This is a genomic window from Pedobacter sp. D749, from assembly GCF_019317285.1.
Taxonomy (GTDB): Bacteria; Bacteroidota; Bacteroidia; order Sphingobacteriales; family Sphingobacteriaceae; genus Pedobacter.
Genome location: NZ_CP079218.1, coordinates 567,035 through 580,641, shown reverse-complemented (window position 1 = coordinate 580,641; position 13,607 = coordinate 567,035). Strand labels below are relative to the sequence as shown.

Genomic DNA, 13,607 nt, shown 5'->3' with positions numbered 1-13,607 from the left:
TTGTTAAATCAAATAATGTGTATGAAGCGCTGGCTTAAAATCTCTTTAAAAATCTTATCCGTTTTAGTTGTACTAATTATATTAACCTGGCTGGCGGGTGCGTTTTACATTAGTCGCAACAAGAAAGAAGTGCTGGCTTCTATCCTCTCGCAACTCAATAAAAATTTAAACGGACAGATTACGGCCACCAGTATGGAACCTACGCTTCTAAAAAGCTTTCCGGGCGTTTCGGTATCCTTAAATGGCGTTCTATTAAGAGATAGCCTATGGAACCAACATAAACACGATCTTTTAAAAGCGCAGGATATAGATGTATCGCTAAATGTACTTTCGCTTATTGTGGGCAATATCAACATTAAACAGATTGCCATTAACAATGCATCTATTTACATCTACACCGATTCTACAGGCTACAGCAACACCAGTATTTTTAAAAGTAAACCTAAAACTGATAAAAAATCATCGCCAAAATCCTCCGCACTGGAAGTTAAAAAGATTGATTTTAACAAGGTGAGCTTGATATTAGACAATAAAAAAAGGTTTAAGCTATTCAATTTCGACATCGATCAGATCCAGGGCAGAATGGACTACCCTGATAGCGGCTGGACAGGTAAAATCAAGTTAACGACTAAGGTAAACAGTTTCGCTTTCAATACACGAAAAGGTAGCTTTTTGAAAGATAAAACCCTGGAAGGCACCTTAAACGCCCGTTACAGCCGGGATCTTGACGCAGTGATACTAAATCCCGAAATCTTAAAAATTGGTGGGCATCCTTTTAAAATCGGTGCTAAAATAGAATTAGATAAATCTGCTTTTGCTATTAGTGTAGCTGTAGATGATATTTTATTCAGAGATGTTGCTTTACTCCTATCGCCCAATATCTCTTCCAAACTCTTAAAGTTCGGGATAGAAAAACCAATCAATATCAGGGGAAATATTGTTGATGACGGATCAGGCAAATATGGAGATCCGTTGATTAAAGTAGGCATAACGGTGAGAGACAATGTGGTTTCTATTCCGGCAGGTAAATTAACGGCTTGTAATTTCGATGGTTCCTTTACCAACCAGGATACCGTTGGCGGTATTATTGGTGATGAAAACTCATCTATCAAGTTCCATAAGCTTACTGCGAAATATTTTAATGCGCCGCTTAAGATCGATACATTCACGGTAAATAATTTAGCCCGTCCAATTGCCACCGGATTGGTAACCTCGCAGTTCCCCCTATCTAATTTAAACAATTCATTAGGTACGAACGATTTTGAATTTAAAAACGGAACAGCCAATTTAAGATTATACTGCAAGGCTGATATTGACAACTTCAGGTTTACAAAGCCAGTTGTTTCGGGTAAAATACAGATTGCCGATGCAGACATTCTTTACATTCCCAGGAAGCTACACCTGGTAAAGAGTGCCTTAAACATCAATTTTAACCAGAACGATTTATCGATCCAGAACGGGCATTTCCAATTGGGCAAAAGCGAACTTAATGTAAGCTGTAGCATCGCCAATTTTGCCAACCTGTATTATACTGCTCCCGAAAAAATATTGGTGAACTTAAAAATGTCGAGTCCTCAACTCTACCTAAAAGAATTTTTACCTTTCTTAGGACCAAGAACAGCAAAGAAAAAATCGAATGGAAACAAACAAGTAGTTTCCAAAGAGCTGAGTAATGTGCTGGAACTTTCTAAAATGAATATCCGTTTAACGGTTGATAAAGCCATTTATGATAATTTCCTGGCTAAAAACCTTGATGCCGACATTTCTTTGCGGGGAGGGGGTATATTTTTCAACAAAATAAGCGTGGCACATGCCGGCGGTCAGTTATCGCTAAACGGAAATATTATGCAGGAAACGGCTTCAAATAGTTTTAAGATCAGCTCAAAGATCAGCCATGTAAGTGTGAAAGATTTCTTTTATTCGTTTGACAATTTCGGACAGAATACCATTACCAATAAAAATTTAAAAGGTTATTTATCAGCGTTGGCTAACATTTCCGGAAAAATATCGCACACAGGAAAAATTCTTCCACGATCAATAAACGGGAAAGTGGTGTTCAATCTGAACAATGCCGCACTCGTTAATTTCGATCCGATGGTTAAGGTTGGAAAATTTGCTTTTGCCAACAGGAACCTGTCAAACGTAGAAATCAAAAACCTTGATGGAACACTAAACGTGCGTGGCGATAAAGTAGAAATAAGTCCGATGCAGGTAAACTCCAGCGCCTTAAACTTTAACGTAAAAGGTATTTACGCTTTAGGAAGTGGTACAAATGTAGAGATGGATATTCCACTGAGAAACCCGAAAGGAGATGAAAACCTAACCAGATCGGAAAAAAGAGAAGCCCGTATGCGTGGAATCGTATTGCACTTAAAAGCTATTGATGACGAAAAAGGCGGAATAAAGATCAGGTGGAATAAGGATCACGACTAATAATTGAATGAGAGAGTTTTGAATGATTGAATGTGTTTATACTTTTCATTCAAATTCGATCATTCTCTCATTCAATCCTTCACAATTCTATCATTAAAAATCCAGCGGCCCTAACCTGTTCATATTTCTTAAAATCAGGTATTGTCGATGCCTGATGTATGGGGTTGCATTTTTAGGTGTCCACCTTCTGGGATTTGGAAAACACGAAGCAATTAAAGCGGCTTGTTTCTTGGTTAGTTTTGTACAGGATTTACCATAATATTCCTGTGCAGCAGCCTCGGCACCATAAATCCCATCGCCCATTTCGATTACGTTTAAGTAAACTTCTAATATTCTCTCTTTACTCCAAAACAGCTCTATAAGTAAAGTAAAATAAGCTTCAAAACCTTTTCTTATCCACGATCGGCCAGGCCACAGAAAAACATTTTTAGCCGTTTGTTGCGAAATGGTACTCCCGCCCTTTACCTTTTTCCCTTTGGCGTTACTGGCAAAAGCTTTTTCAATAGCTTTCATGTCAAAACCAATATGTGTTAAAAAGAGCTGATCTTCAGCAGATACCGCAGCCCTTTTCATATTATCAGAGATATCATCAAACTTAACCCATTTTTTTTCGGTTTTAAAAGGCTTACCATCTGCCTTACGTTCAATATTCCGTAGCACCATTAAAAGGGTAATAGGTGGGTTGATAAAACGCAGCGCGATCACCCAAAACACAGACACCAACAAAAAATATAAAAATACTTTCGTAAAAATATTGGTAATCTTTTTTAAGAGAGGATGTTTTGTCTTGCTTTTAGCTTTGGTTGTCCGGGTTTTGGCCATGGCGTAAAGGTAATTAAAGAGACTGAAGTTGGGAAATACAGATTACTGGAATGATGCGAAATTTTTTAGTCATCACAAAAACCAAAATGCAAAATTCCTGTGGTAAACCCTTAACCTGCATTAAAATCAGTTTGTTTACTTATTTTGTGATTCACATTATTAAAAATAGCGCAAACAGAATTAACCAAATGAAAAAACTAGGCTATCTTTTTATTGCTGTAACACTGTGGGGCTGTAGTACAAGCAAGAACATCAATAACCAATCAGAAAAGTGGATTACACTTTTTAACGGGAAAGATATTAAAGACTGGAATGTTAAAATCCATCACCACGATTACAATGTAAATTTCGGAAATACCTTCAGGGTTGAAGATGGAATTATACAGGTTCGATATGACCAATATGGCGATTTCAATGATCAGTTCGGCCATCTTTATTATAAAACATCATTTTCTTATTATCACTTAAAACTAAAATATCGCTTTGTTGGCGAACTACAAAAAGGAGCACCCAGTTACACCCTGCGGAATAGCGGTGTGATGTTTCATTCTCAGGATCCGAAAACGATGCCTAAGGAACAAGACTGGCCAATTTCGATCGAAATGCAGTTTTTAGGTGGCTTGAGTGATGGCCGTCCACGCCCAACAGGAAATATGTGTTCGCCAGGTACAGATATTTTTTATCAAGGTAAATTATATGATGGACATTGCCTGGATTCCAAATCAAAAACATACGATGGCGACCAATGGGTATCTGCAGAACTAATTGTTCTTGGCGATTCGCTTGTAACGCATATTATAAATGGCGATACCGTTTTACAATATAGCAAACCACAAATAGGTGGCGGGGTAGCTAACCGTTACGATCCGAAAATTAAAATCGACGGAAAAGCCCTTACTCAGGGTTTTATTGCCTTACAAAGCGAAGGGCAGCCGGTAGATTTTAAAGATATCCAGATCATGGAGCTTCCTCACCACAATAAGAAAAAATCTAATTAAACATTTTACGATATCATACGTTACAACAACATGAAAGTTGCATTAATTACAGGCGGAAGCAAAGGAATTGGTTTCGGCATAGCCGAATCACTTTTAAAAGAAGGCTATAAAGTAGCCATTACCAGCAGGACAATAGACAGCGCAAACCAGGCTGCATCTCAGCTGGTAGCACATGGTGATGTATTGGCCCTTGAAGCAGATGTTGTGGATTTTAAATCTCAGCAGGATGCTGTAAATCTGATACTCGAAAAATGGGGGCAATTGGATGTACTCATTGCCAATGCAGGTGTTGGTCATTTTGCACCGGTTGATGAATTGGATATTAATTTATGGAAAGAAACCATTGATACAAATTTAACTGGTGTTTTTTACAGCATTAAAGCTTCGGTAGAGGAGATCAAAAAAACAAAGGGACATATCTTCACCATTTCCAGTTTGGCAGGCACGAATTTTTTCGCCGGAGGATCGGCTTATAATGCCAGTAAATTTGGCTTAACAGGCTTTACCCAATCGGTTATGCTCGATTTAAGAAAATATGGCGTAAAGGTAAGTACCATTATGCCAGGATCGGTAGCGAGCCATTTTAACGATCATCAGCCGAATGCTGAAGATGATGCTTGGAAAATTCAACCCGAAGATATGGGCAAATTGATTGTTGATTTATTAGCCATGCCAGCAAGAACACTACCAAGCAAAGTGGAAATCAGACCAACAACGCCAAAGGGATAGTAAGGATGGATGATGTGAGATGGAAGATGTAGTTAATTCTACGACATGAATAAATTATTCTTATTTTTTTACTGCGGGAAGCGTTAATTGTTTCCCGTAGACTTTACAAATTTAACATCCTGTTAGCTATCTTACCTTACCAGAAATTACAAATGCCCTGACTTTGTTACAAAAAATACAGAAATTTGGATTGACTTTGTTACAAATAAAAAATAAAATGCCCTGACTTTGTTACAAAAAATTCATAAATTTGGGTTGACTTTGTTACAAAAAAAACAAAAAATGGCATTTAAACGATCTATTGAGGAAAATTTAAATCAATGGAAAAACAGCAAAAATAGAAAACCTCTGATTATTAGAGGGGCACGTCAGGTGGGAAAAACAACACTGATAAAAAGCTTTGCAAAAAACTATTCCAATGCTATTTTTCTTAATCTTGAGAAACCTGCACACCATCAATATTTTGATGATTTTGACGATGTACAAAGCATTGTTGAAGCATTATTACTGGGACATGGAATTCAATCAGATAAAATAGCTGAAACTTTGCTCTTTGTTGATGAAATTCAGGAAAGTACGAAAGCGATACAAATGCTAAGGTATTTTTACGAAGAAATCCCTGAACTGCATGTAATCAGTGCAGGTTCCCTTTTGGAGTTCGTATTACAAAAAGTAAAAAGTTTTCCGGTTGGCAGGGTGGAATTTTTATACTTATATCCTTTAAATTTTCAAGAATACCTTCAAGCTAACAAAAAAGATGACCTGTTAAAACATCTGCTTCAAACACCTATAAAAGCCATTGCCCATAAATTATTATTAAAAGCCTTTCATAGATATGCCATTATTGGAGGCATGCCAGAAATAATAAAAACTGATTTGGAAGAACATAACCTTTCTGATCTACCTATTGTTTACGAAAGCATTTGGGCAACCTACAAAAATGATATAGAAAAATACACCCAAAACGATACAGCGAGAAGGACGATTAATCACGTTATGGGTACTGCCCATCTTTTCCTGGATAAGCGTGTTATTTTTCAAGGTTTCGGCAATTCGAATTATAAATCCAGAGAGGTTGGAGAGGCTTTTAGGATATTAGATGATGCAAAAATTATCCGGTTAATATATCCATCTACAAATACGGAGGTTCCGATTATTCCTGATTTAAAAAAATCACCCAGACTACAATTTTTAGATACAGGATTAATCAACTATTCATTGGGCATTCAAGGAGAAATGCTCGCCTTAGACGATTTAAGTTCAGCCTACAAAGGTGCCGTTATTCCACATTTATTTACCCAAGAACTGATATCGATTGAGCGCATTTCTTCTCACAAGCCCAATTTTTGGGTAAGAGAAAAAAAACAGTCTGACGCAGAAGTTGATTTAATTTATGCCTATAAAAAAATTGTAATACCGATTGAAATAAAATCGGGCAGTACGGGAAGCCTAAGATCACTTCATCAATTCATCGATATCTCAGAGCATCCCTTTGCCATTAGAGTATATGGAGGCGAGTTTAAGCTAGAAAAAACAATTACACCATCAGGCAAACCTTATCTGTTATTAAACATTCCTTACTACCTGGGAACACGCATAGCAGAATATGCCGAATGGCTAACAAATCAATCTCTGTAAATCGCACCATCATCCCTCTTATCTCATTCGTTTTCCATATAAAAAGTCCCGATTTTCATCGGGACTTTTTATTGATTCTTTAAAGAATGCTTATTCAGCGATTACTTCGAAAGGAACCTGAACTTTAACTTCTTTGTGTAAGTTTAAGTTAGCAACATATTCGCCAACAAATTTAGGTTCAGTTTCGAAAGTAATACGACGACGGTCTACATCAAAGCCTTGAGCTTTTAATGCTTCAGCAATCTGGATGGTGTTAACCGCTCCAAAGATTTTTCCGCTTTCGCCAGCTTTAGCACCGATTGAAAGTTTAACATCAGTTAAACGCTCAGCAACACCTTCAGCATCTTTCTTAATTTTATCTTGTTTAAAAGCAGCTTGCTTTAAATTTTCAGCTAAAACTTTTTTAGCAGAAGAAGTAGCCAAAGCGCCAAATCCTTGAGGGATTAAATAGTTACGGCCATAACCTGGCTTTACAGTAACTACATCATCTTTCTCACCAAGGCCTTTAATATCTTGTTTTAAAATAATTTCCATATCTCTAGCCTCCTATTTTAATTGATCAGCAACGAAAGGTAACAAACCGATATGACGGGCGCGTTTAACAGCCTGAGCCACTTTACGTTGGAATTTTAACGAAGTACCGGTTAAACGGCGTGGTAATAATTTACCTTGATCGTTAATAAATTTCAACAAGAAATTTGCATCCTTGTAATCGATGTATTTAATTCCGTTTTTCTTAAAACGGCAATATTTTTTACGGTTATCCTCTACTTTAGGGGCTGTTACGTATTGTATTTGTTCTCTTGCCATTACGCTGCAACCTCCTTAGTTTTTTTGTTAAAAGCACCACTACGCTTTTTCTCATTGTAAGCAACAGCGTGTTTGTCTAAACGGATAGTTAAGAAACGTAACACACGCTCATCGCGTTTTAATTGAAGCTCTAATTTTGCGATCAAATCTCCTGAAGCTTTGTATTCAGTTAAGTTGAAGAATCCATTTGATTTTTTCTCAATTGGATACGCTAATTTTCTCAAACCCCAATTATCTTCCTGGATAATTTCGGCTCCGTTATCAGTCAGAACTGCTTTGAATTTAGCTAATGCCTCTTTCGCAGCCTCTTCAGATAACAACGGGGTTAGAACGATAACAGTTTCGTACTGATTCATTGTTATAAATTATGTTTTTAATTTTTTAATCCCGAGGTATATTACGGGGATGCAAAAGTAACAATATATTTCTTAAAATCAAATGATTAATTAGATTTTATGAGGTAAAATGTAATAACGTAAAAGGAAGGTGGAAATGGAAACCATGAATACTACATCATCCATCTTACATCTCCCCATCTTACATAATAAAAAAGGGAGACCATCTATCCGACAATCTCCCCATATCAATTAGCTGTAAAATGTTTAATATGTTTCAATCGTTTTAACAAAGCTCTCTTCATTGAACTTCACCACGAAGGTTAATTCCTTAGAATCTGTTTTACCGATATTGAATTTCTTTACCAGTTGCGATTTATCTTTGAATACCTCACTATAGACCACATCGTTGTATTCGTTATACACTTTAACTTCCACCGGACTATTCTCCAGGTTTTCAAGGTTAAGCGTAATTACCTGATCTTTTTTAGTATAAACAGGTTTAAATATGTTAGAAATTTTCGGTTCAGAAACAACTGCCTCACCGTTTTTAATTACCACACTATATTTTGCAACTTTTACATCCGACTCTACTTTAAGCGTATATTTTCCATCAGGAAGCTCATTCAGATCATAAACTTTGCTAGAGGCAGCTGAAGCATGGATGTTTTCTTCAAATAAAACTTCATCATATGCATCAATGAGTGATAAATTAACATTTTCTGCTTTATCTACAGAGAAACGAATAAATTTTTCTTTTTCACCTTTTACTTTTAAAGTAAAATCATCATCGTTAGCGTGTACACCCGTAGCAGTAAAAAATAACGCTGCTATTAAACCGATTTTTAAGAACTTTTTCATAACCAATATTTTTTAGAGTTAATCATTATATTATAGCACTAAGGTACGGAGGCCTCTGAAAGATAGGTGATTGCATATTTGCTAATATCTATGCTATATTACCCTTAATTATGCGATATTTTAACAAAACCCATAATAAAGCATATTTTTTATGTATTTTAGAACAATAATTTAGCAAAACATGAAGCCAAGTTTTGAAGTTGTTGAGCCTTCTTTTGGAAGTTCATTTTATTATTCAAAATATGTAGAAAACGCCAACAATATGGCGCATCTTTGGCATTACCATCCTGAAATTGAAATGGTGTTTGTTAACGGAGGGGCCGGCAAAAGGCAGATCGGCAGTCATGTGTCCTATTATACCGAAGGTGATCTGATCCTCATTGGCAGCAATCTTCCCCATTGTGGTTTTACCGATACCAATACCGGAAACAAAAACGAAACTGTTATCCAGATGAAACCCGATTTTTTGGGCGACATCTTTTTAGGTCTGCAGGAAATCAAAGGCATCCACGAATTATTCGACAAAGCAAAGGCGGGAATTGCCTTTGGTAGCGAAACCATGCGGGCCGTTGGCGATAGCATAGAAATGATGGACGATCAGTCGCCTTTTGAAAGACTTTTAACGCTACTCAGCGTATTAAAGGAACTTGAACATGCGAAAGATTATAAAATCTTAAATGCTGACGGATTTTCGATGGAAATGCAGGTGCAGGATAACGACCGCATTAATATGATTTTTAACTACGTAAAAGACCATTTCCAGGAACAGATTAGTTTACAGCACGTGGCGGAAATGTCGAGTATGACGGTTCCTTCCTTTTGCCGTTATTTTAAAAAAATTACCAAAAAAACCTTTACACATTTTGTAAACGAATATCGTGTAGTGCATGCGTCAAAGCTTCTTGCCGAAAAACCCATCAGCATTGCCAATATTTCTTATGAAAGTGGCTTTAACAACTTTAGCCATTTCAATAAATTATTTAAAGAATTTACCGGCAAAAGTGCTTCAGAATATAGGCATGAACTAAAATCAGTGATCAAATAGTTTACAACTCTTATTTAACAGAATTTAACGGACAATAACCCGTTTTTTAGTTATACTTGTTTTTCAATCTAAAACAATGAAAACCAGTTCTCTCCATCAAAAAATTGTACTAGCCTTTTTTCTATCGATAGTTACAGTAGGCCTGCACGCTCAAAAAACAATAACCAATCCATTTGTTGGTTTTAACAGCGCCTCATCAACGCTGAAAATCACAAAAATAGTAACATCAGATACCGCTACTGTATTATGGTTTACCACTACCTATACTGCCGGGCAATGGATCAGGATACCTAAAAACACTTATCTTCAAGACAATACCGGTACCGCCAAATACTACATCAGGAAAACAGTTGGCATTCCATTAGATAATCAATACTATATGCCACCAAGTGGTAGTGTATCGTATCAGCTTATTTTTCCAAAAATTAATGCAAAAGCCACCAGTATTGATTATGGAGAAGAGGGTGATAATAGCTGGAAAATCTATGACATTGCCTTGCAGGAAAGCAAAAATTTACTTCCAAACTTTATTTATACGAGCTGGTATAATAAAAACAATAATAATCTCGAAATCGCCTTTTATAATCAATCGGTAGTTTATGATAACAAAGTTTGGACTTATAAAAACACCCTTAAAAAGCCGAATAGCATCCTTACATCAATAACCATTGCTAATGGCAAAGAAACCAAACAGCTTTCAATTAGCGGGTTAAAAAACAACACGATCAACCTTACCATTGATAATAAAACAGTTCAGTTAAGCAAAAACCAGGCAGATTGTAAAAGAATTATTCAAAAGGAAACCTATAAACTTCCCATCTTCAAAAACGATAGTGCTACTTTTAGTGGTTATATTAAAAACTACAGTCCTAAATTGGCTACTAAAACCCTGATGTTGTACATAGACAATATTATATCGGGGGGACAGGAAAACCAGATCATAGCAATACAAAAAAACGGTTATTTTTCGGCCAAAGTAGGGATTTATCAACCCGAAAGAGTTTTCCTGAGGTCAGATATAGTCAATGAAAATGATATCTACCTGGAGCCTGGTAAAGAACTTTTTGTCATTATTGGTGATGAAAATACCAGATATACAGGTGGGCTGGCTCAATTAAATGAGGATCTTTCTCTTTTAAATAAATTTGATTTATTCGACTATGAAGACATCCAAAAAAGAATAGTTGATATGAAGCCAAACGATTATAAAACTTATTTACTGAACCTTCAAAAAACAGAACTTTCCAGGTTAGACTCCATCCACCAGCTAGGAACCCTTTCAGAGAAAGCCTATCAAGTTAAAAGGATAGATATTTTATGTGGTTATGCCAACCATATTATCGAGTATAACTGGAATTATGAATCTGCAAATAGGGCGACTAAAAAGAAGGCTGAAAAATACCCTGATGATTACTATAATTTTTTCGACCAAAAAATCATCAATGATGAACTTTCTGTAATTAGTGGAAATTACAATGCCTTTATTAACAGATTTAAATTTTTACCGGGAGTAAGACCTGACAGATATAGCTATACCCATAATTATGCTGATATGTTACATGCGCTTAAAGCGAGTAATATCGCACTTACTGATTTAGACAAATCATTCGAAAAATTGATATCATCAGATGGACTTTCATTAAAAATAGATAGTGCTGATAAACACATACAAGATGCATGGTTGCAGGAACATGGTGATTTTATCAAAATCTTTAACACAAAAAATTTCTCAAATTATTATATCAAATTAATCGATTCGGCATTTAATATTAACAAAGGGATTTTGGTTGATATTATGAACGCACAAGATATTTTAAGACCAATTGTTAGCGAACTCTCTCCAATCAGCCAGAACAATTTGCCTTATGCCCTATCAGATATTAAGAATCAGTTTGTAAAAGATTATATTAAACTCAGAAACAACGATACCGAAAAACAGATCATCGCCAATAAAAAAAACGGAGGATATTTTGTAAACCAAACACCAAAAGTAGAAGCGGATAAAATTTTAGATAACATTATCAGCAAACATGCAGGTAAGGTTATTTTAGTTGATTTTTGGGCAACATGGTGTGGTCCCTGCCTTAACGGAATTGCGGAAATCAGGCCTTTGAAAGAAGAAATGAAAGATAGCAATGTTGTATTTGTTTACATTACTGATGAAAGCTCGCCTTTGGTTGCCTACCAGAATTTAGTGCCCACTATAAAAGGACAACATTATAGGCTAAAAAGTGATGAATGGCGCTATTTAGCTGATAAATTTAAAATTACAGGCATTCCGCATCAAGTGCTGATTAATAAAGAAGGCAAAGTGGTAAACCCGGCTTTGGGATTTATGGATAACAGACAAATTAAAAAACTTTTAGAAGAACACTTGTAACAAAGAAATTAAGACAGTAACATGAATAAATTTCTGCTGCTTGTAATAGCAAATATGATCAGTATACCCCTTTACGCCCAATACGTTGACCTTAATTTAGTTAATTGCAAGATAAACGACAACGAGCAAAAGAAAATAGAAAAACTAATTGCTTACGAACGCATGTTCTGCAACGAAATTTTTGAGACAAGAGAAAACATTACCGCCCCGGTAAAAATAAACATCTATGGAAAAAATAAAGATTACCGGTTAGCGCAAAAAACATACAGCGCACCAATAAATAGTGCCGGATTTTATATTGCCGCAATTAACGAAGCCTTTGTATACAAGAGCAGCGATTTCATTTCGGTAGCACTCCATGAGGCCAGTCATAGTATTTTTCAGTTTAATTTTAAGAATTCTCCCAAATGGTTAAACGAAGGATTAGCAGAGTTTTTCGAAACGCTGGATTTTGACAGCGAGGGGAATTTATACGCTTACCCGCAAAGCGGCAGAATTAAGAGCATAAAAGCAGGAATAGATTCGAAAGACAGCGAAAGGTTAAAAAATTTCTTTAAAATATATAGCGGTTCTTTTTACGGGCATGGTATAGACGACAATTACAACACAGCCTATAGTATGATCTACTTTTTTATAAAATCGAAAAGAACAGACCTGCTTAAAAAAATAATAAAACTAAACACTCAAGGCTACGATACCGAAAAATCTATTGAACTAACTTTTGGCAGTTTTGACAAGTTTGAAGAAAGATATAAACAGTTTTACAACCTGTATTATTAATATAATCAATATTGCTTCACTTTTATACGGTAGTTACCTTTATAATATTCTTTCATTTTAATCACCTCTTTTGATTTCTCGGATAGCCAGAAAATAGCATAACTGTCTTTGCTGTAATTAATTTTAAGCAGCCAGCAATTAGCTGTTATATCTGCATTCAATTTCAAATTATCTTTGCCAACCACTTCATAACGATGATAGGATGCTGATTTTTCGTTAGGATCGAAAAAGGAAATATCAAACTGCTGGCCAACTTTTTTAATTGGCAATAATGGGTAAGTTTCTAAATCCTGCTCCCACGAAATGATCGGAATATCTAATTTAACCGGACCTTTTTTGATTGCGTCATTATTTTTTACGGTATCAGATGGCTGCATCAAGCCATTTTTATAATCGTATGCAAAAACGCCTCTGCGTTTATAACTGGCATAATGATAAATTGGAGACATTGTTTTCCGGTCACAGATGTTTGTTACTGCGGCGAAAAGTGAATCGTTGTGAAGCCATTTCCAACCAAATTCTACAACTTCATTTTTATCTCTTTTTTTAAAAGCAGTTGTTCTCTCCCATATATCTCCGATAGTCCGTTTCATTTCAAGAGAATCAGTCATATAAACCAGGTAACTGTTTTTTCCCTCTTTCAGATTGCTCATCACCAATTTATGGTTTTGTGCATTTATAGTATCAACCTGTGCCATCGAAGTGCCTGCAAAAGACAACATTATTGCGCCAATAAAAATTAATATCCTCATTTATAAAGTTTTACAATTAGATTA

At 35.8% G+C, this 13,607-nt stretch carries 13 protein-coding genes; 7 read left to right on the top strand and 6 right to left on the bottom strand.

Annotated features, from left to right (window positions below; all coding sequences use genetic code 11):
- Nucleotides 1-21 precede the first annotated feature (21 nt).
- Nucleotides 22-2,433, top strand: coding sequence for an AsmA family protein (locus KYH19_RS02320; protein ID WP_219077416.1), 2,412 nt, complete (start codon nt 22-24; stop codon nt 2,431-2,433).
- Nucleotides 2,434-2,526: 93 nt separating this feature from the next.
- Here KYH19_RS02320 and mtgA read toward each other — a convergent pair whose 3' ends face one another.
- Complete coding sequence (gene mtgA, locus KYH19_RS02315; protein ID WP_132395027.1) at nt 2,527-3,255, bottom strand: monofunctional biosynthetic peptidoglycan transglycosylase; 729 nt, start codon at nt 3,253-3,255, stop codon at nt 2,527-2,529.
- A 188-nt stretch (nt 3,256-3,443) separates the two neighbouring features.
- Between mtgA and KYH19_RS02310 the strand changes: the two genes are divergently transcribed.
- From KYH19_RS02310 to KYH19_RS02300, 3 genes are all read left to right on the top strand, one after another.
- A complete protein-coding gene (locus KYH19_RS02310; protein ID WP_132395028.1) occupies nt 3,444-4,253 on the top strand; it encodes a DUF1080 domain-containing protein in 810 nt (269 codons plus the stop codon).
- Nucleotides 4,254-4,283: 30 nt separating this feature from the next.
- Nucleotides 4,284-4,982 carry an SDR family oxidoreductase gene (locus KYH19_RS02305; protein ID WP_219077415.1) on the top strand — a complete coding sequence of 233 codons (699 nt, stop codon included), beginning with the start codon at nt 4,284-4,286 and terminating at the stop codon, nt 4,980-4,982.
- 282 nt (nt 4,983-5,264) lie between these two features.
- Nucleotides 5,265-6,620 (top strand): ATP-binding protein, encoded by a 1,356-nt coding sequence (locus KYH19_RS02300; RefSeq protein WP_219077414.1) that lies wholly within the window; start codon nt 5,265-5,267, stop codon nt 6,618-6,620.
- Between the two features lie 90 nt (nt 6,621-6,710).
- On the opposite strand, the gene rplI is transcribed toward KYH19_RS02300, so the two are convergent.
- The 4 genes from rplI to KYH19_RS02280 all read right to left on the bottom strand — a co-directional run bounded on the left by rplI (nt 6,711) and on the right by KYH19_RS02280 (nt 8,626).
- Nucleotides 6,711-7,154, bottom strand: coding sequence for a 50S ribosomal protein L9 (gene rplI, locus KYH19_RS02295; RefSeq protein WP_025144599.1), 444 nt, complete (start codon nt 7,152-7,154; stop codon nt 6,711-6,713).
- A gap of 12 nt (nt 7,155-7,166) precedes the next feature.
- Nucleotides 7,167-7,430: a 30S ribosomal protein S18 gene (gene rpsR, locus KYH19_RS02290; RefSeq protein ID WP_010599582.1), complete on the bottom strand. Its 264-nt coding sequence runs from the start codon at nt 7,428-7,430 to the stop codon at nt 7,167-7,169.
- The gene (gene rpsF / locus KYH19_RS02285) at nt 7,430-7,786 is read right to left on the bottom strand and encodes a 30S ribosomal protein S6 (protein WP_029283098.1); all 357 of its coding nucleotides are present in this window, start codon (nt 7,784-7,786) and stop codon (nt 7,430-7,432) included. Before rpsF ends, rpsR begins: the two co-directional genes overlap by 1 nt.
- A gap of 246 nt (nt 7,787-8,032) precedes the next feature.
- Complete coding sequence (locus tag KYH19_RS02280) at nt 8,033-8,626, bottom strand: hypothetical protein (RefSeq protein WP_219077413.1); 594 nt, start codon at nt 8,624-8,626, stop codon at nt 8,033-8,035.
- Between the two features lie 181 nt (nt 8,627-8,807).
- Here KYH19_RS02280 and KYH19_RS02275 point away from each other — a divergent pair, with 181 nt between their 5' ends.
- The 3 genes from KYH19_RS02275 to KYH19_RS02265 all read left to right on the top strand — a co-directional run bounded on the left by KYH19_RS02275 (nt 8,808) and on the right by KYH19_RS02265 (nt 12,831).
- Entirely contained in the window at nt 8,808-9,671 is an 864-nt protein-coding gene (locus KYH19_RS02275) for an AraC family transcriptional regulator (RefSeq protein WP_193419849.1), read from the top strand.
- Nucleotides 9,672-9,747: 76 nt separating this feature from the next.
- On the top strand, nt 9,748-12,051 hold the full coding sequence (locus KYH19_RS02270; protein ID WP_219077412.1) for a TlpA disulfide reductase family protein: 2,304 nt from the start codon (nt 9,748-9,750) through the stop codon (nt 12,049-12,051).
- A gap of 21 nt (nt 12,052-12,072) precedes the next feature.
- Nucleotides 12,073-12,831 (top strand): DUF1570 domain-containing protein, encoded by a 759-nt coding sequence (locus KYH19_RS02265; protein ID WP_219077411.1) that lies wholly within the window; start codon nt 12,073-12,075, stop codon nt 12,829-12,831.
- Nucleotides 12,832-12,836: 5 nt separating this feature from the next.
- Here the strand turns inward: KYH19_RS02265 and KYH19_RS02260 are convergent, their stop codons facing one another.
- Nucleotides 12,837-13,583, bottom strand: coding sequence for a hypothetical protein (locus KYH19_RS02260; protein WP_219077410.1), 747 nt, complete (start codon nt 13,581-13,583; stop codon nt 12,837-12,839).
- Nucleotides 13,584-13,607 lie beyond the last annotated feature (24 nt).

What these genes read in the sequence shown, in the direction of transcription:
- KYH19_RS02320 (WP_219077416.1), top strand. Translation starts at nt 22, where the DNA reads ATGAAGCGCTGGCTTAAAATCTCTTTAAAAATCTTATCCGTTTTAGTT.
- mtgA (WP_132395027.1), bottom strand. Translation starts at nt 3,255, where the DNA reads ATGGCCAAAACCCGGACAACCAAAGCTAAAAGCAAGACAAAACATCCT.
- KYH19_RS02310 (WP_132395028.1), top strand. Translation starts at nt 3,444, where the DNA reads ATGAAAAAACTAGGCTATCTTTTTATTGCTGTAACACTGTGGGGCTGT.
- KYH19_RS02305 (WP_219077415.1), top strand. Translation starts at nt 4,284, where the DNA reads ATGAAAGTTGCATTAATTACAGGCGGAAGCAAAGGAATTGGTTTCGGC.
- KYH19_RS02300 (WP_219077414.1), top strand. Translation starts at nt 5,265, where the DNA reads ATGGCATTTAAACGATCTATTGAGGAAAATTTAAATCAATGGAAAAAC.
- rplI (WP_025144599.1), bottom strand. Translation starts at nt 7,154, where the DNA reads ATGGAAATTATTTTAAAACAAGATATTAAAGGCCTTGGTGAGAAAGAT.
- rpsR (WP_010599582.1), bottom strand. Translation starts at nt 7,430, where the DNA reads ATGGCAAGAGAACAAATACAATACGTAACAGCCCCTAAAGTAGAGGAT.
- rpsF (WP_029283098.1), bottom strand. Translation starts at nt 7,786, where the DNA reads ATGAATCAGTACGAAACTGTTATCGTTCTAACCCCGTTGTTATCTGAA.
- KYH19_RS02280 (WP_219077413.1), bottom strand. Translation starts at nt 8,626, where the DNA reads ATGAAAAAGTTCTTAAAAATCGGTTTAATAGCAGCGTTATTTTTTACT.
- KYH19_RS02275 (WP_193419849.1), top strand. Translation starts at nt 8,808, where the DNA reads ATGAAGCCAAGTTTTGAAGTTGTTGAGCCTTCTTTTGGAAGTTCATTT.
- KYH19_RS02270 (WP_219077412.1), top strand. Translation starts at nt 9,748, where the DNA reads ATGAAAACCAGTTCTCTCCATCAAAAAATTGTACTAGCCTTTTTTCTA.
- KYH19_RS02265 (WP_219077411.1), top strand. Translation starts at nt 12,073, where the DNA reads ATGAATAAATTTCTGCTGCTTGTAATAGCAAATATGATCAGTATACCC.
- KYH19_RS02260 (WP_219077410.1), bottom strand. Translation starts at nt 13,583, where the DNA reads ATGAGGATATTAATTTTTATTGGCGCAATAATGTTGTCTTTTGCAGGC.